A 23,956-nucleotide genomic window follows, 5' to 3' on the forward strand; every position below is an offset into this window, starting at 1 on the left:
GACGGGCACAGTCATGGGCATGGCAATTTGTTTTAAATGTGGTTCAGAGAAGTCAGGCGCATTGCTCGCCTGCGGTGCATGCGGAACCACTCCTCGATTAAACAGCGAGCTGGCTTTGTCACTCGTGCTTACTGATCACCTTTCGTCGAAAACGCAGCTGGCACATTACAGCCACGAGCTTCGCAATCATTTAAAGCTTTCCGTGCCATCTGATGCATTGGCTCAGGCGCAAGAAGCCTTGAAGGACCCGCAGCTCATGACGATGCTCGGCGCTCAACCAGCATCAAGCGCCTCGGCGGCGCCAGTGCCAACAGCGGCGTCCTCCCGCCCAACCGCTGTGCCTCCTGTGCAATCGGCCAGGAATACCCCATCTCCGCGAGCACGAGCTCAACGCACACTGAAGACGACCGCGCTCCATCAGACGCCCTTCGCGATTCTCGGCGTGACCACTCGCGACGACCGCAGGCGAATCGTTGAATTGGCTGAAGAGAAGTCTTTGGAGCTGGACCACGATGTCTGCCAGAAGGCACGGTCTGATCTAACGAATCCACGCACCAGGTTAAGCGCGGAGATTGCATGGCTCCCCGGCGTTTCTCCACGAAAGGCATCCCAACTCGTTGAAGGTCTGCTCCATGATGCTATGGCGGTCAGGGAGGAATCTGGCCTGCCCACGCTTGCACACTTGAATTTGCTCGCCGCCGCCTTCGAGGCGGTGGATAGCGAGCACGATGCGGAAGACCTGGCCAGTTTCATTCAGGAGGTTGCTTACCTCGTGGATGAGATCGATCCCGAAGATGTCCTGCGCGACATTAATGAAGACCGCGCTGTCTCCGGCTTCCCGGAGGTCCGGGCACTCGATCAAATTGAAGCCGAACTGGCGGAACGTAAACGGTACTACCGCAGCGCCATCAAGGACGCCCTCGACAGGCTGCCATCGACGACGCTTGTGCAGGTCATGACGGACACGGTGGAGGGGGTTGCGTTGGGCGGCGAGGATCACGCGCCCGAACTGATCGATGACCTCGTCGACAGCTACGAAGTGGAAACCCAAGGCTTCCTGCTGAAGGAAGCTGAGAACGTCCACAAGCTGATCAAAGCCGCCCGTGAATCGGCGAACTCGGGTGAAGCTGCCGTCAAGCCGTATGTGGACAAGCTTGATGCCGTTGCGCGCAATTGGGACAAGGTCGCCCAGCCTATCCAGCTGAGTGCCAAAGCGCGCGGCATCGATCATGAAGCAAGCCGTGACCTGGCCTACGAAATACGTAGCCTCGCCATCGACCTGTTCAACACGCATGACATGTTGACGCAGTCCCAACGGCTGATTGGCCTGCTTCAAGAGTTGTTTGCCGAGCTACCTGAAGTGTCTGAGCGCGTTGAGCAAGATGCGGATGCGCTTGCCGAGATCTTCCATGAGCGGAAGCAAGCGGTAGCACGCAGAGACGAATGGGCGCGTGAGATCACCTACCGCGCTGAAATTGGTGTGATGTTCAAGGACACCCTGAGCATTTCGCCCGATGGCATCTCGTGGAAAGGACAGAGTTTTTCTCTGGACTCGATCACCCGAGTTCGCTGGGGTGGCGTGCGCCACTCCGTCAACGGCGTGCCGACAGGGACGACCTACACCATTGCCTTCGGAGACAAACGCTCCGAGGCGGTTGTCGAGCTAAAGAAAGAGGACATCTACAGCAAGTTCATTGACAAGCTCTGGCGAGCCGTGTGCGTCCGCCTGCTGGGTGAGATGCTGGAAGCGCTGAAGGATGGGCGGGACCTGTACTTCGGCGACGCACTCCTTCACGACGATGGCATCACCTTGGTGAAGCACAAATTCCTGGGTGCCAATGAAAGGGTGCGGTGCACGTGGGGGCAGGTGCAGATATGGAATGCTGATGGATCGTTCTGCATCGGGTCCAAGGACGACAAGAAAACCAATGTCGGCATTTCCTACATTCACGTCGCAAACACGCACATCATGGAGCAGCTCATTCGCATGGCTTTCAAGAAGCCCGGACTGCGCCGACTGAGCGAACTGCTGCAATGACGTAATCCATTCGACTTTGGGGGCAGCTTATATGGGATTTTTATCAAACCTCTTCGGGGGCAACAAAGAAGACAAGGCGTTACGAGAGGCGCTTGCGCACATCCATCGCATCCTGGATGACGAAAAGTTCCAGTTGGAGCTCGTTCATCCAATGATGAAGGCGATGCTGGAATCTGCGCCTGCCTACGACAAGGGCCCAAACGGGTCTGGGCCATTTGGCTTTACTGAGACGAACCCGATCCCGGTTAACGGGCCTATCGGTCAACTGGCATATCTGTCCAGACTCGAAACGCAGTCGGGGCAGCGCATCCTTTTTCATCGCCTCGGGGCCATCGATAAAGTGGACGTGTTCGAGGCCGTGACATTCGACGGAAGCGGATGGTTCATCTTTTTCGTTGACCTCTACCATCCACGGCGCTCGCGCCTTACCCCAGACGGCTTCCGATTCACGAAGGATGTCGCGCAGTTCTCCGGCTTCCACAAGTTCTGCGAGAATTTCCCATACGATTTCGTCGAGAAGAAGGCGTCTGAGCGGGAGTCTGGCTTGAGCATGGCGTACATCGCCATCAGCAAGGTGTCTGACCAAATCCAGAATCGTGTTTTCAACAGGCCATTGGCCCACAAGGCCAAGCTCGACCTCGTGAAAAGCCGCTTGTCGAGCTTCCAGACCCAATAGGCGGTGGTGATGAAGAAGACCCTGCTGGCCACGCTTGCCGCATTGATCACCCTTCAGGCCGGGCCAGTTCTGGCTGAAAACTATGAGGTGAGTCTGACCCGCAAGGGCAGCAACGTTTACAAGATCGACGGCAAAGACATCATCATCCAGACGCGCTACTGCTACGTCTATGCCTACTCTGAAGAGGCCATTTTCAAAGCGTCCGGCTACGGCGGAGAGCTGATCTTCTTCGACAGTAAGGACAAGTGCGATGTGAAGGCGGTTTTTGGCCTGTCGAAGCAGAAGCCTGGTAAGTACGTGGTGACGGTCAGTCGTGAAGATGATGATTGGTACGAGGTCCTCGGAACAGATTCGTACATCAAGACATCGACCTGTCTCTCCCTTGCGCTTGGCGAAGAAGCCTATCTGACAATGTCGGCGTCCGGTTTCGGACAACTTCGCTTCGAAGACGGAGACGACTGTATGGTCGAAGGCGTCTATACGAAGCTGCGGCTTTGAAGAGGACATGAAGAGCCGTGGCTGCTGACGACAAACAGAATGGAAACGCCAAGGGCTTCTCAGGCCTTTCGACACTTGTTTCGGATGTCGACGAAGGCAGTCCAGCCCGCCAGCCTACGTCGCAAGTAACTCCGCCGCCCAGCTCCGCTCCGGTTCCCGAATCGCCGCCCAGACAGGTCGAGGAAGCCCAGGCTGCCTCGACTGTTCTACAGCCGCCCAAATCAAAGAACGACGGCTCATCAGACGTGGCGACCGGCAAATGGATGGTCGGTATCGGCTTGGGCATCGGGCTTCTGCTCATTGCCTTCGTCAACTCGACCAAGAACGAGCCCACCCGCTCGGCGACGGCACCAGTTGCTCAAGCCCCCGTCACTGCGGTCCCGACATATTCACTGCCAACGGTTGCGCCAGTCACGCAGAGTCGGCAGGCTGCCCAAGAGACAGTTATCCAGCAACGAGCGGCTACAGTGTCGGTGAACGTGCTTGGTCAGCAGGTCCTGTTTTCGAATCCAAGTGGCTATTGCACGCCGGGTGAGTCGGCGCGCGAAGTCGAGCTCATGGACTTGGCAAAGCGTTCCCTCGCAGAAGGTTCGCGCCTCGTGCATGCAGCAGTCCTTTGTTCCGAGCTGGAGGACTACAGGATGGGGCGAAGGGAAATGCTGGATCACTGGCTGCAAATCCAACTTATCGGCCCGAAGGGGAATTTCCAGCGAATCGAGATGCCGCGAGAGGCATTCCTTTCCGGCCTTTCCAAGTCGACTCCTCGGGTGAATTCTGCCGAGCTCAATCGACGGCTGAAAGCGTCGTTCGAGAATAGCGACGTCGCGCTAACAGACATGAAGTTTGAACCGATTGGGCGGGACGGGAACGCGGTCTATTTTTCCATGCGGATGAACATGAGCGTCGGGGAAAGCAGCCGCCCAATTTCGGGAATCAGCGCAATCACGCTCCTGAACTCCCTGCCGCTCTCGATCAATGTTTATGAAGGAACCGGTTCGCCACAGAGCCGGGGCCAACTGCAAGCTATCCAGCAGGAGTTGCTGAACAGCCTCCTAACCGAGAACTGATGATGAACAAAGCAAGAACAATATTCTCCGCCCTGTGTTTCTGCTTGTTGGCTGCGGTCGCCTTGCCGGTCGCCGCACAGACTCCGGGCTATACCAAGCTCAACGTCAAGGGACGAGTTCAGATTGAAGTGCCAAGCGACTGGACGATCAGTGATGCGGAACAGCGCAGGCGTGTAAAGGAGTTTGCGGAGAAAGTCACCGGAGTTGCCATTGATCACGTGGCGTCGCTTTCGGTGCAGTCCTATCCAGCACCCTCACGGGTGTTTGTCCGGGTGTCGTTCATTCCAATGGAGCCGCCACTTACTCAAGCGGACGTTAGGCAGGAAGTTCAGGCCAATAAGCAACAGGTATTGAAAGATTTGGCGGATGTCTGGCGCGAGGAGTCCCCAACGATGTGGGCGGGGATGGCGAAGTACGGAATGAAGGAGGTCGGACGCCCCAGCTTTGCCGTTGAACCAATTGGAGGCCAGACCGCCCTGATCATTCGCTACGGACGCACATCATCGGCCAACTCGGCAGAGACGATGAGGGTAGCTCAGTACCACGTGCCTCTGGGCGCCGAGAAAGCATTGATCACGCTTTCGTACATTGAAGGGGATCAGCAGGCAATCTCTGCCCACAATCGATTGAAGAACAGCATCGTGATTCGATAAGAAGAACAGGAACAGGAACAGCCAATGGCCTACGAAGATCCCAATGCACCGTCGCCAAGCTTCGACGGGTTCACCCAGGAGCCAAAATCATCCGTTGATCAGAGCAAAAGTTTTCTTGGGGGGCAACATCACCCATGGAGACGATTGTTCGCACGGACGGTGGACATTTGCACTGCAGGGTTTCTGTTGTTGCTTCTGTTGATATTCGCGTTGAGCGCAACGATGCCAGGACAGGCGGCGGGCTTCGCCAAGGCAATAGAGAATCCCATCATTGCCGGTGTCGTGCTGTATCTGGTGTGGGTGCCTGTGGAATCAGTGTTTCTCTCGTTGTTCGGAACGACGCCAGCGAAATGGCTGTTCGGTATCAGGGTGGCCCATCCGAGCGGGGCCCTGCTGTCCTTTCCAGAGGCGCTAAACCGATCTTTTCTCGTCTTTCTCCAGGGTGTAGGGCTTGGCATTCCATTCGTCGCATTATTCACGCAACTGTTCGCGTATCGGCGTCTCACGAAAACCGGCACGACGTTGTGGGATACATCCGCCGGTGCAGTGGTGCTCCACAAAAAATGGGGAGTGGTTCGTGCGCTTGTGTGTACCGCCGCAGTCTTTGGCGTGCTGATTTTGATTAGCGCATTGAACGCCGCAGGAAATCGATAACCACACTAGGAGAAGCCAATGGCTTACGAAGATCCGAACGCACCGTCATCTGCGCCGGCGCCCACAACGACGCCAGCAGCAGCCACGCCCGAGAAGAAGCCTGGTTCATGGGACTGGCTTTGGCCGTCCATTCTGGCCGTTATCATCGTCAAGCTGTTTGGCCTTGTCGGCGGGCTGGTTGCCTTTGGCAGCTATTACTGGCTGAAACCAAAGCTCGGAACATGGGGGGCTGTCGCCGCTTCCGGTGTCATTGGCGTTGTTGTCGCAATTGGCCTCTTGGCGATGATCCGCTGATAACTACTGGCTCGACTATGAGAGGAGGAGCATCACTTCCGCCTCGCGACGGGCTACGAGCCACAGCATGACCTTGCCACCACAATGAACCAATCGTCGCAGCTATGGCCCATTCTCGTTGGTTAATCGGCGGTTAGAGGGCTGTTTCGGTTGAAATCGAATTGCACTGTCAGTGCCAACAATAATTCTGTGATCTGGGTAGTATCACCTAACCAAGTGATCTTATCCAGTACCAGAGAGCCATCGAGTTTTCGTGGGTCACCCTGGTAGCGAAATCCTGACTCGATGGAGCGGAAAAAGGCAATGCGCGCGGCGACGTTGGGTGTTACCCCAGTCATGCTTTTTAGCCGTTTTGTCAATCAGCATCGAAAAATGACCAGGGATCAGCGTCCAAAATTGACCAGGGTTAGCTGGCTGATTTCATCCTCTGTTTGAAGCGGTAGGAGTCGTTTCCGGTCTCGATGATCTCGCAGTGATGGGTGATCCTATCCAGCATTGCCGTCGTCATCTTCTCATCCGTAAATACCTTGCCCCATTCGCTGAAAGCCAGGTTGGTGGTCAGGATCAGGCTGGTGCGCTCGTACAACTTGCTGATCAGGTGAAACAGCAGGGCGCCACCGCTTTCGGCAAACGGCAGGTAGCCCAGTTCGTCCAGGACCACCGCATCGACATTGACCAGCCGGTTGGCAAGCTGTCCGGCTTTGCCTGCCGCCTTCTCCTGCTCCAGTTGGTTGACCAGATCCACCACACCGTAGAAGCGCACTCGCTTGCCCCGGCGTACGGCGTTGCGCCCCAGAGCGATGACAAGGTGGGTTTTACCTGTCCCGGTTCCGCCGATCAGCAGCAGATTGCGCTTTTGTTCCAGGAAGTCATCTCTATCCAGCGCTGACAGTTGCACGGGGCTGACCGGGGTGTCTGCGGTCTCGAAGTTGTCCAGGTCTCTGGCCAACGGGAACTTGGCGATGCCCATCTGATAGCGGATCGAGCGGCACTGACGTTCGGATTCTTCAGCTTCGATCATCCTTTTGAGCCGCTGCTCCGGCGATGGCAGAGGGCGCTCACGATGCGCCAGCAACTCGTCGCACAGCGCCGCCATGCCAAACAGTTTCAACCCCTGCAGACGTTGGTAAATGTCATCGGCTGACATGCTGACCTCCCGGTAACAGGCTGTCATAGCGTTGGCAGTTGGCCTGTGGGGGCTGTGCAAGCGGCACCACCTGAGCATGGACCTGTGGCACGTCGAGGGGGCGGCGCAGTCGCTGCAGGTGGTTGAGCACCAGCTCAGCCGAGCTGCCACCCAGTTGCAGTACCTGCTGGCAGGCTTGCTCCAACAGGTCGAGCCCGTCCTGCCGGGCGGCCAGCAGTAACTTGACCATGTCCCGGTCACCGCCCTTGCGACTCAGAAGTTGCTGCTGCAAGCGGCTCAACGCCGGCGGCAACACCCACTCCTTGAAGGGCGCACCGTGGCGCAAGGCACCTGGCTTATGCTCGAGCAGGTCGAGGTAATGCCAGGGGGCGAACTGGGTCTTGTCCCGGCCAAACTGGCGGGGATGCTCGGCAATAAGCTCGCTCTGGGCATACACCTGGAGCCGATCCGCGAAGACCCTGGCGGTAACGTGCCGATGGGCGTAACGGCTGTCGACTCTGTAGCTGTTACGGTCGAAGTGAATGAGGCAGGTGCGTCAACGCGCAGCTCACGCTCCACATAGCCATTGAAGCGCGCAGCCAGGGGGCGCAGGGTGGTCCGCTCCTGCTCGAAGCGCTGCCACACCGTTTGGGACGGGTCGTCCGGGTGGGGGCGTGTCTGTGCTGCCTGCTCCAACTCGGCGATCAGTCGACGGTTGAGCTCGGCCAGGCTGTCGACCTTGCGCCGGGGGGGTAAAGCAGCGCCGGCGCACATCCTGGACCTGTTTCTCGCCCTGCCCCTTCTCCCAGCCTGAGGCCGGGGTGCAGGCCACCGGCTCGATCACGTAATGGCTCATCAGCGCCAGGAAGCGGGGATTGAAACGGCGCTCTTTGCCCTCGAGCACCTGGTCGACGCAGGTCTTGAGGTTGTCGTAGATGCCCTGGCGGGGCACGCCGCCCCAGTAGTGAAAGGCCGCATCGTGGGCGGCAAACAGCATCTCTTGGGTTTCGTGGGGAAACACCATAACGAAGGGCTGGCGGCTGTGGGTGAGGCGAAAATGGGCTGCCTTGGGTGCAAAGGGATCGAACGATGCCTTGATCTCTTCAACTGGGTTGAAGAAATCGAGAATAAAGAGGTCTTCGGTCTTCTTGCCCCATTTGGGCGCAGCGCGGTTAAGGCGGGATAGCGCCTGCACGCACAGAACACCGTTCAGTTTTTTGTCGACATACATGGCACACAGCTTGGGCTGATCGAAACCGGTCAGGTATTTGTTGGCCACGATCAGCAGGCGATATTCGTCGGTATCAAACTTGTCGCGGGTATCGCCCTCAGCAAAGCCATTGAGATCAGCCTCGGTGTACTCGACGCCATCCACCTCCTTGCTGCCGGAGAAAGCAATCAGCACTTTGAACGGGTTCCCCATCGCCTCCAGCTGGCGGGTGATGGCCTTGTAATAGCGGATAGCAGAGACGATGCTCTGCGTCACCACCATCCCCTTGCCTTTGCCCTTGAGCTTCTTGGCATTCACCACATGGGGGATGAAGTGCTCAAGCATGATCTCGGCCTTGACGTCGATCGTCTCCTGGCTGCCTTCCACATAAGCCCGCAGCTTCTTCTGCGCCTTTTTACTGTCAAACAGCGGGTTCTCTTCAATGGACTTACTGATCTCGTAGTAGCTGCGATAGGTGGTGTAGTTAGCCACCACATCGAGGATAAAGCCCTCCTCGATGGCCTGCTTCATCGAATAGAGGTGAAACGGCTGGAAGGTGCCATCCGGCTGCAACTGGCCAAACTTCTCCAACGTGGTGTTCTTCGGCGTGGCGGTAAAAGCGAAATAGGAGGCGTTGCCACGCATCTTGCGTGAGCGCATGGCCTGCAGGATCAGATCCTGGGTGTCCTCCATCTCCTCTTCCTGCAGCTTGCCCATCGCTGCATTCGTAATGCGAAGGTCAGGAGTTCGATTCCCCTTATCGGCACCATATAAAACAATTACTTATGTTTTTCACATGGCTGGCAAATTGTAAGTTTTTGTCTTGGGTACCACGTGGGGTACCACATTTGGCACGAGGTAGGAACTAACCTTACTCCCTAAGGGCCTTCCTAACGGAGAGTGCCACATTATCTCAATGTATTCCCTTAGTCGGGTAAAGCTGTGTTCATGAAGGAAAGTGTTACAACACCAAGATGACTCATTCGTCCCCAATGACAACCTTTGGTGGCTAAGTCATCAAGGATAATAAATCATGTTGTTCTCTACGGCATGAACTAAGCCATAAAAGCTAAGCTATTGAAAAAAAAGGTACTTTCATTTTAATGAAAGTGCCTTTTTAGTTTTGAACCCACATTTGAACCCACGCTTACCTAGCAAGGCTTTGTGGTTGATCGCTCCGATAAGGCGACAGTAAGTCATCGCTCCTCCTCTTAATCCCTTTCAAACGAAAACCATCATAGCCCTCTGTATCTACAATTCATTTGTTCATTTCTTTAAGAGCTTCGCCTACAGTTAATACCTTCCAACCAACAGCCCTAGCCTGCTCAAGGTCTTGCTGAGCAATTGCGATCCCTCTTTTTTTATGAGGCCAAGCTATTTCCAATTCAGCTACGACGTCTTTGCCAGTGATGGATAACTCATGACTTACGTGTGGCAAATGCATGTTCTTTTTTTCGTAAAACCGTAACAAACCATCAAGCGACTGATCAGCCACATCTCTCACTTCAGCCCAACTACTAACAGTCAGCAGACCCTGCTGTTTACGCAACTTATTAATTAACACCATATCTTCATGCTTGACTCGCATATATTCATGCATCGGTTGCTTTCGATGACAATCAATGCATAAAGCTTTTAGATTGGCAAACCTGTCATCTCGCTTGTTACCATTGACATGGTGCGTGTGGAGTAAACGACGATATTCAACAAGATTTACACGACAGGATTCACAGCAAAAATTCACATCCTGACGGTAACGACTAGATACTTCACCCCAGTTCTCAGAATATCCTCCTTGCTCCACAAAATCAGCACGCTCAGGCATAGAGCTGAAAAGTGTACTGTAATCAGATAAAAACTCTGCGATATCAAATGAATTATAAACTGAGTCCTTATTTGAACCGGAGCGATACCCCTTATAATTGAGATAGGAAAGACAGTTTCTACACACTTTGAGTTCAGCTTCCCCTTTACTTGCGCCTCCATAATGGCTATCACCATAAACCTCAAACTTTCCGCTTAGATTATAAGTGGCTTTGTAACGGCTAAAACGTTGTTTTTTTCTCATCTCACCTAAAGTAGAGCAGTCAGCCACATGAAACTTTCTCCCTTCCTGCTGACCGGATAACACTTGATCAATCGAGCTTCCTTGATCAGGAATAAACAACAATACCTGACGCCCCTTGTAACTAAGGACACCGTGATCGAGATCCAAGTCCTCCAGAGTGATATCAAGGCCTGCAGTACTAGACAAACTCCGATCGGTAACAAATGCTTCGTCATTACCTGTGTCAAAACTGAAAGAAACGTTATGGTCCCCCATTTTTTTAACGCAGGCCCACAGCTCAGCAAAGCTCACCGTTAATTTCATGTATTCTGCTCCAAGATTTTTTTCATCTGGATCTCAGCGTTGGTTATTACTCTAAATGTTACACGACGAGAACGATCTCCATTTTCTTGCATTTTGTTATCGAGAACGGGACGTGATGACGATAGTCCCACTGCAGCAAAATGACGTTTAATCCAGTTTTGATATTCAGCTACATTAGGCAAACTGTAAACAAAGGCAAGTACACTTCGGGTCCTACCTTGAGATAGTTCCATGTTTAGAAAATAAGCATCTTTACCACTGGTTTGGCTATTCCACACACTACTTGTATGCCCTTCTATACGGACCTCATTGATGGAGTCAGTAAAACGACCAAGAACTTTCATGTAACGAGGGAAAAATTCTGCTAGTAAGTCCTGATATTGTCGACTTAGATCTATCTTTCCCTGAGCAAACAACACGTCAGGAGACTGAAAGGTGAAAGTGAGAGAATCAGAATCGATAACCGCATTCCAACGGGGTAGGTCTTCAGCAAACTCTTTTGTTAGCTCCTCATAAATAGCGACCTGATTTTCCTGAAAAGCGATGGCTACTTCCCTGATCTTATCTCTCTCCATGAAAGCGTTACGCATTAATGCGATCGCAATAAACAAAAACACCATCATCAATCCGGCCATCAAATCTGATACTGACAACCAGTGAGTTTCCTCTTGTTCGCTGGCTTTAGAATCTAACAAATGACTCATGCTCTACGCTCTCCCCCGGAACTGCACTACCTGGTTCATTTCGTTCACTAGTTGTTGATAATCTGTAGTGAATTTTCCTGAAATGGTTGCTAGAGCCCTACCCAATTCACTGAGTACCTGATTCAATTCACGGGCTAAGGCATCATCAAGCATTTTAACCTGCTTCTGTACAGCCTCACCGGTATCCTGAAGCGCTCGATCAGCATGTTGGCTCATACCCTTAAGTACCCTAGCATTCTCCTGCATTTGGGTTTCAACCATTTGATGCAACTGTTCACCGAACTGCTTACGCATAGTGTCGAGACCTTGCTCAACTCGGCTACGCATAGCATCTGTTTCAGTTACCAAAGATTGGCTGGCCGTCTTGTATGACTGCGTCAACTTGCTGCTATCTTCTTGCAAATCTGCGACTAACACACGCAAAATTGCATTTGTTTCACGTAAGCCATCCTCGAACATTTGGCGAGTTTCTTCACTATTTTTGGCGATCACATCAGAGCTGCCTTGTAGCGAAGCATTTACTCTTTCACTGTTAGCAACAAGCTCTTCGCCACTATGTACAATGGATTTCTGGAGGCTGGATGCGCTCTCCTGAATCCCTACAGTTACAGTATCTGTTGCCTGTTTTAGCCCTTCATTCATGGTCTGGGCGGCTGCTTTCATACCGTTAACAGTCTCGTCAATTTGCATACGAATTTCGGGTACAGCGTCTACGGCTCTGTCACGAATATCTTTAAATGCTTCGAGATGACGCTGTAGCTCCTGCAATTGATGCTGACTTACCTCCATAACCACCTTCAACTCTTGCATACTGGCAGGAATCACTCTGGACTCCTCACTAATATGGCTAACTGCCATCTCGGTCTGAGTGATAGCCTGGACTCCTAATTGGTACTGAACCATCATCTGTTCCAGCTGTTGGCGGTAGTTTTCCTGCCATTTCACCAATTCCAGCACTGCGACATTAAGTTGTTTAAAATTATCGCCAAATTGTTCAAGCAGATTATCATTGAAGTCAGATATCACTTCCTTCAACGCATTAATAACCTGTTCCGTAGCTGACTTAGACAGCATGTCAGCAAAGTCCTGTAGATTGTGCCATAGACGATCTTGAAATTGTGAAAATGCGTCTTTCTGCAGCTGCGCTAACTCCTTTAGCTGTGTCAAACCATTAACAGTTGACTCAAGGATATTAAATGTAGCTTTATGGTGATCACCAATATCAGAGCGAATTAACTTAAGTTGACTAACCAGGCTGGAATCCCCATCACCTCCAATTGCAAGTTGCAATTTTTGAATTCCTTCAGCCTGATTATTCATTACACCGTAAAGTTCAGCGATACCAATCTCATCTTCATCTATCTCACCATTGTGCTGAGATGTAAAGCGGCCACTAGCTAACAGGAGTTTATAGAAAATGGATAGGAACATACCGACCAAGCTAGTTATAAATGCTGTTTTTAAGCCAGAGAGCAAGTTACCGATACTTCCATCTATATTGCTCACATCAAATCCGAGCAAGCCACTTACAATACCCGCGAAGGTCCCCAATATACCAAGAGTTGTTAATAAAGTTGGCGTGTACTGGGTGAACTGATGCCCACGGTTTGTTTTTTTTAGCCTCAAAGAAAGTATTAACACAATAAACATAACCACAAGAAATATGTCGGTCAGTGCTTGCGAGCCTAAATAAAGCAAGGCATTTTCAATAAATGATGACAGCATAAGATTTGTTATCCCTCTTAATTTACCAATCCCCCCTCTTAACGACCGCAAACAACGTAAGACTCGTAAGCTCCATGTCTAGAGAGGGCGTAACACTTTTTAAAAATGTTCATTTCTGAAAAACGAACACCCATTTATCCTCAACACCACACCTCACACAAACTCTCAGCCTGTGCCAGCACCAACTGGGCAGCTTCTTCCTGCTGGTCTGGCGGGTACTTGTACTTGCGCAGGATGCGCTTGACCATCAGCCGCAGTTTGGCGCGCACACTTTCGCGGCTGCTCCAATCCACTGTGACGCTACGGCGCAGGTTGGCGGTGAGCTCATGGGCTATCTTGGCCAGTATCTCGTCACCCAGCTCACGCACAGACGCCTCATTGTTGGCAAGGGCATCATAGAAGGCAAGCTCGTCATCGTTGAGGCCCAAGGCCTGCCCCCGCTTGCTTACGGCGGCGAACTTCTTGGCCATGTCGATCAGCTCCTCGATCACCTGCGCGGTTTCGATGGAACGGTTCTGATAGCGTGCGATCACCTTGGTCAGCATCTCCGAGAACTTCTTCTCCTGGGAGAGGTTGGTCGCGAACTTCGACTTGATCTCCCCCTCCAGCAGTCGCTCGAGCAGCTCCACGGCGAGATTGCGCTCCGGCAGGTTGCGTACCTCGGCTAGAAACTCATCATCGAGTAGGCCGATGTTGGGCTTGTCGAGACCGACCGCTTCAAACACATCGACCACATCACCCGATACCACGGCATTGCCGATGATCTGGCGAATAGCCAGGTCGCGCTCTTCGTCAGTCTTCTTCTTCCGGGTGACCTCTTTCTTGGTCAGCAGCACCTTGACCGTCTGCAAGAAGGCCACTTCTTCCCGCACTGCCTTGGCCTCGTCGAGGGTGCAGCAGAGGGTGAATGCCTTGCTCATCGCCAGCGCGTTATCGGCAAAGCGCTTCTTGCCATCCTCAAGGCCAAGAATAAAGTTGGCGGCCCCGGCGAGCAGCTTGTGGCCCCCGGTGAGGTAGTCGCTGTAATCAAAGCCATGCAGCAGGGCGCGCAGGATATCGAGTTTCTCCTCCAACACCGCGTAGGCCTCATGGGCATCGACGGTCGGCTTGCCCCGTCCTTTGCTGGCGGTGTACTCCTTGATGGCGCTCTTGAGCTCGTTGGCGATCCCGATGTAATCGACCACCAGCCCGCCTTGCTTGTCCTTGAACACCCGGTTCACCCGTGCAATCGCCTGCATCAGGTTGTGGCCCTTCATCGGCTTGTCCACATAGAGGGTATGCACGCAGGGCGCATCGAAGCCGGTCAGCCACATATCACGCACGATGACCAGCTTGAGCGGGTCACTCGGGTCTTTGAACCGCTTCTCCAGCCGTTTCTTGACCAAGGCTGGATGAATATGGGGGCGCAGCAACGCCTTGTCAGAGGCGCTGCCGGTCATCACGATCTTGATGGCCCCCTTGTCGGGGTCCGGGTCATGCCAGTCGGGGCGCAAGGCTACCACGGCATCATACAAGTGCACGCAGATCTCGCGGCTCATGGCCACCATCATCGCCTTGCCATGCTGTGCCTGATTGCGCTCTTCAAAGTGGGCCACCAGATCGGCGGCCACCCGCTCGATCCTGGGCTTGCTGCCTACCACCTTCTCCAAGGCGGCCCAGCGTGACTTCAGCTTGGCCTGCTCACCCTCTTCCTCATCCTCGGCCAGCTCATCTACCTCGTCATCGAGGTGGGTCAGTTCGTCGGCCTTGAGCGACAACTTGGCGAGGCGCGACTCGTAATAGATCGCCACCGTCGCGCCATCTTCCTTGGCCTGCTGCATGTCATAGACGTGGATGTAGTCACCAAACACCGCGCGGGTATCCCGGTCTTCGCTCGATACTGGGGTGCCGGTAAAGGCCACAAACGTCGCGTTGGGCAATGCGTCGCGCAAGTGTTGGGCATAGCCGACCTGATAGCGCGCCGCGCCCTCGGCAATCTGGTTGGGCAATTTGAGTGAGGCGCTGAAACCGTACTGGGTGCGGTGCGCCTCATCGGCAATCACCACGATGTTGGCGCGCTCGCTCAGCACCGGGAAGGTGTCTTCATCCGCGCCGGGCATAAACTTCTGGATGGTGGCAAACACAATGCCGCCGGAGGGGCGGTTGGCCAGCTTGCTGCGCAGATCGCCGCGGGTCTCCACCTGCACCGGCTGCTCGCGGATCAAATCTTGCGACAGGGAAAACACCCCGAACAGCTGGCCATCAAGGTCATTACGGTCGGTGATCACCACGATGGTCGGGTTCTCCATCGCCGCCTCGCGCATCACCCGCGCCGCAAAGCAGGTCATGGTGATGCTCTTGCCGCTGCCCTGGGTGTGCCACACCACCCCGCCCTTATGGCTACCACCGGGGCGCGACGCCGCCACCACCTGGGTGATCGCCGCGCGTACGGCATGAAACTGGTGATAACCGGCGATCTTCTTGACCAAGCGGCCATCGTCTTCAAACAACACGAAAAAGCGCAGGTAATCGAGCAGCATGGCCGGGGTCAGAATGCCGCGCACCATGGTCTCCAGCTCGCCAAACTCGCCATAGGGGTCGAGGTTGACCCCATCCACCGTGCGCCACTGCATAAAGCGCTCGGCATTGGCCGACAGCGACCCCATCCGCGCCTCGCTACCATCGGAGGCAATCAGGATCTCGTTGTACTGAAACAGGTCGGGGATCTGCTCCTTGTAGGTCTGCAGCTGATCAAACGCCTTCCAGATGTCGGCATTCACATCGGCCGGGTTCTTGAGCTCAAGCACCACCAGCGGCAGCCCGTTGATGAAGAGGATGATGTCGGGGCGGCGGGTGTGTTTGGGCCCCTTGATAGAGAACTGGTTGATGGCCAGCCACTCGTTGGCGGTGGGCTGCTCGAAGTCAACGAGGCGGACAAAGTCCCCCACCGTCTCGCCATCGCGCTGGTACTGCACCGGCACCCCATTCACCAGCAAGCGGTGAAATGCCCGGTTGGCCGACAGCAGCGCCGGGGTATCGAGATTGACCACCTGCGCCAGCGCATCTTCACGCGCCACCAGCGGCACGGAGGGGTTGAGCCGGGCAATCGCCTCCCGCAAGCGCTCGCTCAGCAGCACCTGCTGGAACTGCTCACGCCACGGGTTATCAGAATCGGGGGCCACATCGTAGCCACACACCACGCGATAGCCCACCTCGCTCAGCCACCCCAGCACCTCTTGTTCCAACTGATCTTCGGTCATTGTTGCTCAATCCCTCAAGACGATCCCTGGCACCCCCATGGCCTCTGCCATTCGGGTATGCCCAACCTGCTCAGCGTCACAACGGGTGACATATCGACTCGTCACCCCCATCTGTCGATGGGATCGACAGGTTGCGAAAATATGTTTAAAAAAAGCCGAAAAATCGACACGTCATGGTGATATGTCGATCCCGTCACCCTGATCGGTTAGCGGGTCAACTCGGCGAACAACGCATCGTTGATGTAGTACTTTTCACGGCCAACCTGCTCTTCCCGCAAGATGCCCATCGTCGCCAGTGTTTGCAGATAGCGAGAGGCCGTCTGGCGTTTGGCAATACCGGCATCGACCAGAAACCCGATCTTGGTGTAGGGCTGCATAAAAATCAGTTCGACCAGATCCTTGCTATAGATGGCCTCCGCCTCCCGCTGCACCCGCTCGCGCACCTCTTCCATCAAACTCAGGATGCGATTGACCTGCTCAAAGGTTTGTTGTGCCGTGCTCTCCACAGCCCTGAGCATAAACAGCACCCAGGGTTCCCATTGCTGCGCTTCGGTGATGCCCCGTAGGCCGGCATAATATTCCTGCCGATTGGCGATGATGTAGCGCGACAAAAAGAGCACCGGGATATCCAACAGTTGCTGCTCAACAAGATACAACAGGTTCAGGATGCGACCGGTACGGCCATTACCATCGGGGAAGGGGTGAATCGCCTCGAACTGATAATGCATCACCGCCATCTTGACCAGCGGGTCCAGCTCATCCTCGGCATGGATAAATTGCTCAAGATTGGCCAGCTTGTCGCGGATCACCTGCTCTCCAACGGGTGGGGTATAAATGACCTCACCTCGGTCACTCTTCAGGGCCGTACCGGGGATGGCGCGAATGCCGATATCCACCTGTTTAATCAGCCGAACCAGTTCAATAAACAGGTTGGTATTGAGCGGGCGATCCTTGAGCGAATGGAAGCCATGATAGAGCGCCTCACGGTAGCGCAGCACCTCTTTGGTGTGAGGATCTGTCTTGCCATCGCGGTTGGCGGCGGCGCGATACAGCTCGTCATTGGTGGTGACGATATTCTCGATTTCCGATGAGAGCCGCGCTTCTTGCAAGATGATGCTGTTAATCAGCAGCCCCTGATTGGGGATCTTGGCCGCCAGCCCGCGCAGATTGGCCAATACCCGGTTGGCCGCGATGGCTTGTTTCAACACCGCCTTGGTCTCCAGCTCGATGATGGGGGGCAGCAATGGCAGGTCGTTATAGGGCTGGTTACGATCAAATGACATCAGCAGTCACCTCTTTTAGTCAGCATGGTTCCAACACCCCGCACTGGTGGCATCAAAAAATACAACCTCCTTGATGCCCGCATCATTTAGCATTTTTTCCATATGCACCCTTTCGGATTCAATTTTTTTTGGTGTCTTGTTACCAGCAAACACAGACACCGCGGCGCGACGGCATGGTGATAACGCCAGCTGCTCAAGAATATGACGATCCTGTTTGCCAATGCTCCAGCCATAAATAGTCATGCTGTCTTTGGGGCGAGGTAATTCATGTTGATACACATGGGAAAGATATCGGGAGCTATTTATCGCGGCGATCTTGCTCTCTGACGAGCCCTCGCACACAAACAGAGGTTGACCGTCATTATCACGCCAGTACTGGGTGATAAGGCTTAATGGGTCGCTATTGTCGGCCATCAGCTTACTTTCCTCGCCACCTTGAGTTCGGTAGAGCGCAAGATTGCCATGAGGATAAAAGACTCTGGTCACTCCGGGCTCAAGTTCAGCAGGGAATGACGCGTTGAAGCATTGCTTGATCAATTTGGGGTCTGTCGCGCGCGTCTTATCAATGGTGAACCCGTCCTCAAAACGCCAACCATTGGCTTGGCGAGCATTAAGTGATGCCCAATAGACTATCAAGTCGTAGTTGAGGCTGAATACCGTCGAAAAACCTGCCATAAAGCGGCCAATATGGGCAAGCCCTTGCTGGTCACTGATAGCCTTGTCTGGATGAATGTCTTTTACGGTATCGATCAGCGCCCGCCGCACATCTGTATAGGCGTTGCGAACTTTGTCACGCTCGATTTTGGCCAGCTCAAACTTTTGATTGATATAGTCAGCCTGCCATAGGCGATATAACACTCGTTCGAAATCACGGTCATTCTTGGCGAATTGATCAAACACCTCCTGTGCGGCAGGGCGGATAAATCCGTGCTCACAGCCCTGCTGATACAGGTTGGTGTAACGAAAACAGGGATCGACAGCGACACTGCCGCCATTGCCCACAATCAGGGTGTCGCTGTAATCGGCCTGTATCTCACGCCATGTCTTTATATCTGCCACGTCAGCTTGCCCCTTCGACCATAGCCTCAGCCTCCGGCAAGCGCAGTTGGCCAGAGATCAGACGGGGTAGCAGGGTGTCGCGTAGGGTCGCGAGGGTTCGAGCTTGTATTAGGTTTTCCTTGATGCGCTCCATCACCGGAGCAATAGTCTCCTCGAAAGCGGTAATTACGATGGTCTGTGGATAGACCACCGAAACTCCAGCTAAGGTATCTCGAGTGATTGTGTCGAACACGGAACCATGGGTCCGTTGTTTTAAGGTTTCAACAAGGCGATGCGTGCTGAAGTAAGTGAAATACACATCACCGGCCTTACCAGATAAGCCATAGCAGGACTGGTTCATCGCCATTGCTTGCCCCACCAGAGCAAGTCGACCTACAGTGCCTCGCGCCGAAATGATAGTAGTTCCCACAGGCAATAATTTGGTTGATGACTTGTTCAAGCCTTCGCAAGTGATGTGCTTTTCAGTCTCGATTACAAACACGTCTGTGGTTGCTGGAGCATCAACTACAGAAAACCAAGGAATGTCCCCATTCCAATACTCGCTGATAGAGGTTTTTGGCGTGCCCCCCCCAATAACATCAATCGTTTCAGTGAAGGACAAAACTCTCCACCCCTTCGGCACCATGCCAAGGGCTGACTCTTCGAAGCTGTCGGGGAACAGGGCTGCGACCTCGGGGGCCAGACCTGCCGGTTGCTCGCCACGAGCACGGGCATGGACCGGGTCGAAGTCAACAAACCACGACTTGAACAGCGCCTGAGCGATCGCCTCTAGCGTGGTGTTGGTCTCTCGCAACAAAGTGATACGTTCGTTAAGCGCAGCAACGATTTCCCCAACTTTGGCTCTCACGTACGCAGGGGGGAGCCTGAACTCGAAATCGAGTATTTGCTTTGCGCTGATATGCGGAACTGCAGTTCCGGTCGTCACATTCTGAATGTACGATTCAAATTCAGGAGTCGACAATAATGCGAACAAGAAGCTGCAATCTTCTCTTGAGGCAGGCCGGATCCGAGCAACCCGTTGTACTAGGTAACTGGGCGTATCTGCAGCTTGCACTTGAGCAACTTTCAGGCCAGCCGGAATCCACGGGCGATCCATCGCCAGAACAACATCTCCAGGCTCAAGCGCATACCGTTCAAGGCCAACAGCATTTTCACGAGACCATCGCTTTACCCCATCCCACCGCACTCTACCTGGCGCAATGTTATCTCCACGAAGCAAACGAACATCGTCTTGGCCATCAGAATAACCAGTACTCTTGAATGCAAAACCTGCGAGCAAGTCAACAAAGTCACGTAGTGGTATCAGCGGCCATTCAGAACACATATCCCAACCCCCCCAGCTTCTGTTTGATCAACTGGTCCAACTCGGCTCCCTTGCTCATCTGGCCACCCAGTTGCTTGGTCAAGCGCGCCATCTTGTCGGCAAAGGCCTCATCGTCCTCCTCCACCTCTTCGGCCCCTACATAGCGGCCGGGGGTCAATACATGGCCGTGCTCGGCAATCTCGGCCAAGGTTACGCTGCGGCAGAAGCCCGCTACATCCTCGTAAGGCTGATCGCACTCCCCGTCCCCTTTCCACGCGTGAAATGTATCGGCAATCTTGGCGATGGCGGCCTCGTCCAGTTCACACTGCACCCGGCTGATCATGGTGCCCAGCTTGCGGGCATCGATAAACAGCACCTCACCTTGGCGGCGGGTCTTGTTCTTGGCGAGGAACCAGAGGCAGGCCGGGATCTGAGTGTTGAAGAAGAGCTGACCCGGCAGTGCCACCATGCACTCCACCACGTCCGCCTCCACCATGGCACGACGAATATCGCCTTCGCTGTTCTGGCTGGAGCTCATGGAGCCGTTGGCCAGCACGATACCGGCACGACCAGTTGGCTTGAGGTGGTAGAGCATATGCTGCAGCCACGCATAGTTGGCGTTGCCCGCAGGCGGCGTGCCGTAGACCCAGCGCGGATCTCCCTCGAGGCTACCGTGCCACCAGTCGCTGATATTGAACGGCGGGTTGGCCAGCACGAAGTCGGCACGCAAGTCAGGGTGCTGATTGCGGGTGAAGGTATCACCGTTTTCGCGCCCGAGGTTGTAGTCCATCCCCTGGATGGCGAGGTTCATGGCCGCCAGACGCCATGTGGTCGGGTTCGACTCCTGACCGTAGATGGATACATCACCCAGCTTGCCGCCATGGGCTTCGATAAACTTCTCCGACTGCACGAACATGCCGCCTGAACCGCAGCAGGGGTCGTAGACCTGACCATGATGGGGAGCAAGTACCGCCACCAGTGTCTTGACGATACTGGCAGGCGTGTAGAACTGGCCCCCCTTCTTGCCCTCGGCACTGGCAAACTCGCCAAGGAAGTACTCGTAGACCTGCCCCAGGATGTCGCGAGCTTCACCGACATCACTGCCAAAGCCAATCTTGGAAACCAGATCCACCAGCTCGCCGAGCTTGCCATCGGGCAACTGGGCACGGGCGTAGCGCTTGTCGAGGATGCCCTTGAGCCGTGGGTTCTCCTGCTCGATCAGGGTCAGCGCATCGTCAATTCGCTTGCCGATATCGGCCTGCTTGGCATGGGCACGCAGCCCCTCCCAACGGGCCCCTTCCGGTACCCAGAAGGCGTTCACCTCACGGTAGTAGTCGCGATCTTCCAGCTCCTCGGCCAGCAGCTCATCGTCACAGTCGTGGAGGAAGTACTCGTCGCTCTCATCGGCAAAGCGGCGGGTCAGCTCGGCGCGACGGGCGGCGAAGGAGTCGGAGATGTACTTGAGGAAGATAAGGCCCAGCACGATGTGCTTGTACTCGGCGGCGTCCATGTCGGCTCGCAGCTTGTCTGCGGCAGCCCACAGGGTCTTCTTCAGCCCATCGATACCGGTAAATTGCGGCTCATCCTTGGCTGGCTTGCCCTTGCCGCTGGCCTTCGCTTTGCGGGGTGCAGCCACGGCGGCGTCGCCTTCCAACACCCGGAGCACAGCACCGCCCCGCCCACGCCCCTTGCGCAGTACGCCCTGCTCCAGCAGGCCCTCGCGTGCGGCGGTAAATGCCTCATCGGTCAGGTCGCTGAATTGGGCTTTCAAGGTTTCCATCAAGGCTTGGTTGCCGATACAGCTGCCATCTTCAGGAACGGCAGCCAGCAGCGCCTGGCTGAGCTCGTTGCGGTCAGTCATGGGGTTCTCCGGTTATGCATGTTGCCGTCACAGCTCACCTGCGCGAAAGCCAAGGTGAGGATGCGGGCCAAGTTGTCAGACTGATGGAACGGCGCATGCCGAGCCTTGCGGGCACAGCAGGGACCTATCCAGGGTGGTGGGTCAACAGAAGGCGATGCAGCCAAGGTGATGCATCGGCGAGAAAAAGTCCGGCCCGTCAGTCGTCTATCAATTATCTGGCGGGCAGTTTATACAAATGAACCCTGCAGCACTATGCGTAATGTCACGCGAAAGGTGATCACTGCGCATCGTTGTTATTGCAGAGATGAAATGGTCAACGTCTCACGTTAGCGGGCAAAAAAACAAAGGAAAGGCCATGAATTGGCCTTCCCCACGACCTATCCCATTAATCACGGATGAGTAGGTGCCAAAATGTAACCACAAGCGGATTGGTGGTCACGTCTTGCGCTTAGGATTGGCGTCCATGTTCGTCGCTGGGTAAATGACTAAGTAGACATAGCCGTGGCTGCCAAGGGTATCGGCTTCGCAGGTAAAGCCTCCATGCTGGATAGTGATACGCTGCTGACGTCGGGCATCCAGTTCGCCTGTCAGCAATTTGCCCTCCAGTTCTTTGATGAGGCGAGGAAAGGCAATTTCCAGCTGGTCTATTGCCTCCTTTGCCCATTCACCTACCAGTGATGCCCGATCTGACAGAAAGTGCAGACGATGATGCTCTTGAATGAGACGAGCGCCAAAGCGCGGCGTCACGGTATGGGGCAAGCCCCACTGCGCAAAAATCCGGGTGGGGTGGTCTGGCGCTGCGGGTTGTTGGTCCTGGGTGTGGATGGTTGTCGTGGTCATGATTAGCGATACCTCAATTGGGTGTGGATGATTGTGCCGGGCACATTGTGGCGCTGGCGTAGTCTGTTCAGATGCTCCGGGAGTTCTGTCAGACTGGCCAGTCGCCCCCGGTAGAGCCGGGAGAGATTGACGTAATCGGGATGGCTCACGGTGATGGTTACCTGATGCCCAGGCTGCCAGCGGCCAAATAGACGGGCTTTGGCCTCTTTGATGGTGGTGATGCCGGGAGCGGATAACGTCTGCCGGTTACGCAGATGCAGTTTATTGAGCTCGGGGGCATAGCGATGCACTTCGAGCCCGATGATTAGACGGGTCATGTTCGATGATTCCAGTGTTGCAAAGGGCCAGCCTGTGAAGGCTGGCCCTTTATGCTGTGTGTGGATGAGCGAGACGGTTGGCGTCAACGAGCGCAGTCAGCCATCTCATTGATAACCAGTTTGCCATTCAGCCGGTCCAGCAGGTGCAGCGAGCCGTATTGAGCCACCAGCCGGTCTATGGCCATCTGGGCGCATGCCGTTCTGCTGGGCTTATTTTCAGGTATTGCGTAACGAGCGGTGAGCCAGCCACCGAGCAGGGCGATGCGGTATCCGCTCGGGATGTGAGTGAGGGACGTTCCTATCCCCCTACCGTGAATGAGGAAAGGCACGGCCTGGCCGCCGATGCCGATATCGATGCGTTGGCCCTTAAGCTCAAAGGTGGTGATCTCGCCGGTTCGCGGATGTTTGCCGGGCACCTTGATGGTGATGTTCTTAGCCATTTCACACCTCCGGTTTGGCTTCAAAATGGTGGGTCACCGTGCCCGCTTCCGGGTCGATGCTGATAAACGCCGGGGCTTGCGGGTGGTACTGGTAGAGCCGCGCCAGCTCGGTACGAAACGCCTCAACGTTTGGCGCAATCACATGGTGGGTGTCGCCCTCTGCGTAGGTAAAGGTCTCCAGCCTTTCTGTGTTAATCCAGATGCCGAAGCACCACGCATCTTCTTCGGTGTCGTACTGCTGCCAGCCCTGAGCCAGCAGTGTTCGGTCGTAATAGTAGCGGTCAGCCTGATGGCTACCCCGGTCGATGCGGCAGCCGGTCACTGTAAGTTCAAACGGGATACGCCCCGCCTTGTGGGCCTTCTTGACTCTGCGCAGCAGCTTGAGGGCTTTGGCTCTACTACGGCCATTACCGAGCGGTTGCGGCTGTCGGGCCCGTAATGCCAGGTGGGTCATTATCTTCGGCGCAGTGTTGTGGTTGAGCTGACCGATGGCTGTGGTTATCTGCCGAGCGGTCAGGGTTTTGTAATCACTCAGGTCGTGCATGGGTGGGGTCCTTAAAATGCAAACAGCCCCTCGGTGTGAGGGGCTGCATGAGGT

General features: G+C 54.7%; 23 protein-coding genes. 7 read left to right on the forward strand and 16 right to left on the reverse strand.

Going from position 1 to position 23,956, the window contains the following annotated elements:
• The first annotated feature begins 13 nt into the window (after positions 1 to 13).
• Genes OKC27_RS15790 through OKC27_RS15820 form a run of 7 tightly spaced genes read left to right on the forward strand, consistent with a single transcriptional unit; the run spans position 14 to position 5,880 of the window.
• Positions 14 to 2,038 carry a hypothetical protein gene (locus tag OKC27_RS15790; protein ID WP_199415344.1) on the forward strand — a complete coding sequence of 675 codons (2,025 nt, stop codon included), beginning with the start codon at positions 14 to 16 and terminating at the stop codon, positions 2,036 to 2,038.
• A 31-nt stretch (positions 2,039 to 2,069) separates the two neighbouring features.
• Complete coding sequence (locus OKC27_RS15795; protein WP_134696668.1) at positions 2,070 to 2,714, forward strand: hypothetical protein; 645 nt, start codon at positions 2,070 to 2,072, stop codon at positions 2,712 to 2,714.
• 9 nt (positions 2,715 to 2,723) lie between these two features.
• Positions 2,724 to 3,212, forward strand: a complete 489-nt coding sequence (locus tag OKC27_RS15800) for a hypothetical protein (RefSeq protein WP_134696670.1) — start codon at positions 2,724 to 2,726, stop codon at positions 3,210 to 3,212.
• Positions 3,213 to 3,229: 17 nt separating this feature from the next.
• Positions 3,230 to 4,279, forward strand: a complete 1,050-nt coding sequence (locus tag OKC27_RS15805) for a hypothetical protein (protein ID WP_134696671.1) — start codon at positions 3,230 to 3,232, stop codon at positions 4,277 to 4,279.
• A complete protein-coding gene (locus OKC27_RS15810) occupies positions 4,279 to 4,932 on the forward strand; it encodes a hypothetical protein (protein WP_042047766.1) in 654 nt (217 codons plus the stop codon). Before OKC27_RS15805 ends, OKC27_RS15810 begins: the two co-directional genes overlap by 1 nt.
• A 24-nt stretch (positions 4,933 to 4,956) precedes the next feature.
• Entirely contained in the window at positions 4,957 to 5,586 is a 630-nt protein-coding gene (locus OKC27_RS15815; RefSeq protein ID WP_134696673.1) for an RDD family protein, read from the forward strand.
• Positions 5,587 to 5,604: 18 nt separating this feature from the next.
• Positions 5,605 to 5,880 carry a hypothetical protein gene (locus OKC27_RS15820; RefSeq protein WP_199415342.1) on the forward strand — a complete coding sequence of 92 codons (276 nt, stop codon included), beginning with the start codon at positions 5,605 to 5,607 and terminating at the stop codon, positions 5,878 to 5,880.
• Between the two features lie 122 nt (positions 5,881 to 6,002).
• Here OKC27_RS15820 and OKC27_RS15825 read toward each other — a convergent pair whose 3' ends face one another.
• The 16 genes from OKC27_RS15825 to OKC27_RS15900 form a co-directional block, all read right to left on the reverse strand.
• Entirely contained in the window at positions 6,003 to 6,239 is a 237-nt protein-coding gene (locus tag OKC27_RS15825; RefSeq protein WP_265177115.1) for a DndE family protein, read from the reverse strand.
• A gap of 47 nt (positions 6,240 to 6,286) precedes the next feature.
• The gene (gene istB, locus OKC27_RS15830) at positions 6,287 to 7,027 is read right to left on the reverse strand and encodes an IS21-like element helper ATPase IstB (protein WP_134696677.1); all 741 of its coding nucleotides are present in this window, start codon (positions 7,025 to 7,027) and stop codon (positions 6,287 to 6,289) included.
• Complete coding sequence (locus tag OKC27_RS15835) at positions 7,014 to 7,550, reverse strand: Mu transposase domain-containing protein (RefSeq protein WP_407705665.1); 537 nt, start codon at positions 7,548 to 7,550, stop codon at positions 7,014 to 7,016. The genes istB and OKC27_RS15835 overlap by 14 nt, the downstream gene beginning before the upstream one ends.
• A 24-nt stretch (positions 7,551 to 7,574) precedes the next feature.
• Complete coding sequence (locus OKC27_RS15840) at positions 7,575 to 8,933, reverse strand: type I restriction enzyme subunit R domain-containing protein (RefSeq protein ID WP_270806446.1); 1,359 nt, start codon at positions 8,931 to 8,933, stop codon at positions 7,575 to 7,577.
• 541 nt (positions 8,934 to 9,474) lie between these two features.
• Positions 9,475 to 10,587 (reverse strand): HNH endonuclease signature motif containing protein, encoded by a 1,113-nt coding sequence (locus OKC27_RS15845; protein WP_199416594.1) that lies wholly within the window; start codon positions 10,585 to 10,587, stop codon positions 9,475 to 9,477.
• Positions 10,584 to 11,291, reverse strand: coding sequence for an OmpA family protein (locus OKC27_RS15850; RefSeq protein ID WP_099994246.1), 708 nt, complete (start codon positions 11,289 to 11,291; stop codon positions 10,584 to 10,586). The genes OKC27_RS15845 and OKC27_RS15850 overlap by 4 nt, the downstream gene beginning before the upstream one ends.
• A gap of 3 nt (positions 11,292 to 11,294) precedes the next feature.
• Positions 11,295 to 13,016 carry a sulfite exporter TauE/SafE family protein gene (locus OKC27_RS15855; RefSeq protein WP_099994247.1) on the reverse strand — a complete coding sequence of 574 codons (1,722 nt, stop codon included), beginning with the start codon at positions 13,014 to 13,016 and terminating at the stop codon, positions 11,295 to 11,297.
• A 140-nt stretch (positions 13,017 to 13,156) separates the two neighbouring features.
• The gene (locus tag OKC27_RS15860; RefSeq protein WP_149153466.1) at positions 13,157 to 16,255 is read right to left on the reverse strand and encodes a type I restriction endonuclease subunit R; all 3,099 of its coding nucleotides are present in this window, start codon (positions 16,253 to 16,255) and stop codon (positions 13,157 to 13,159) included.
• 206 nt (positions 16,256 to 16,461) lie between these two features.
• On the reverse strand, positions 16,462 to 17,538 hold the full coding sequence (locus tag OKC27_RS15865) for a Fic family protein (RefSeq protein ID WP_077097230.1): 1,077 nt from the start codon (positions 17,536 to 17,538) through the stop codon (positions 16,462 to 16,464).
• Positions 17,539 to 17,553: 15 nt separating this feature from the next.
• Positions 17,554 to 18,597, reverse strand: coding sequence for a DUF4917 family protein (locus OKC27_RS15870; RefSeq protein WP_166541702.1), 1,044 nt, complete (start codon positions 18,595 to 18,597; stop codon positions 17,554 to 17,556).
• 1 nt (position 18,598) lies between these two features.
• A complete protein-coding gene (locus OKC27_RS15875; RefSeq protein ID WP_199416592.1) occupies positions 18,599 to 19,921 on the reverse strand; it encodes a restriction endonuclease subunit S in 1,323 nt (440 codons plus the stop codon).
• Entirely contained in the window at positions 19,911 to 21,761 is a 1,851-nt protein-coding gene (locus OKC27_RS15880) for a class I SAM-dependent DNA methyltransferase (RefSeq protein WP_270806448.1), read from the reverse strand. Before OKC27_RS15880 ends, OKC27_RS15875 begins: the two co-directional genes overlap by 11 nt.
• A 435-nt stretch (positions 21,762 to 22,196) precedes the next feature.
• Positions 22,197 to 22,601, reverse strand: a complete 405-nt coding sequence (locus OKC27_RS15885; protein WP_082044083.1) for a type IV toxin-antitoxin system YeeU family antitoxin — start codon at positions 22,599 to 22,601, stop codon at positions 22,197 to 22,199.
• Between the two features lie 2 nt (positions 22,602 to 22,603).
• Positions 22,604 to 22,918, reverse strand: coding sequence for a hypothetical protein (locus tag OKC27_RS15890; RefSeq protein WP_043850492.1), 315 nt, complete (start codon positions 22,916 to 22,918; stop codon positions 22,604 to 22,606).
• 83 nt (positions 22,919 to 23,001) lie between these two features.
• A complete protein-coding gene (locus OKC27_RS15895; RefSeq protein WP_043850493.1) occupies positions 23,002 to 23,358 on the reverse strand; it encodes a hypothetical protein in 357 nt (118 codons plus the stop codon).
• Between the two features lies 1 nt (position 23,359).
• Positions 23,360 to 23,902 carry a hypothetical protein gene (locus OKC27_RS15900; RefSeq protein ID WP_270806449.1) on the reverse strand — a complete coding sequence of 181 codons (543 nt, stop codon included), beginning with the start codon at positions 23,900 to 23,902 and terminating at the stop codon, positions 23,360 to 23,362.
• Positions 23,903 to 23,956 lie beyond the last annotated feature (54 nt).

This window comes from Aeromonas sp. QDB62 (assembly GCF_027705695.1).
Taxonomy (GTDB): domain Bacteria; phylum Pseudomonadota; class Gammaproteobacteria; order Enterobacterales; family Aeromonadaceae; genus Aeromonas; species Aeromonas allosaccharophila.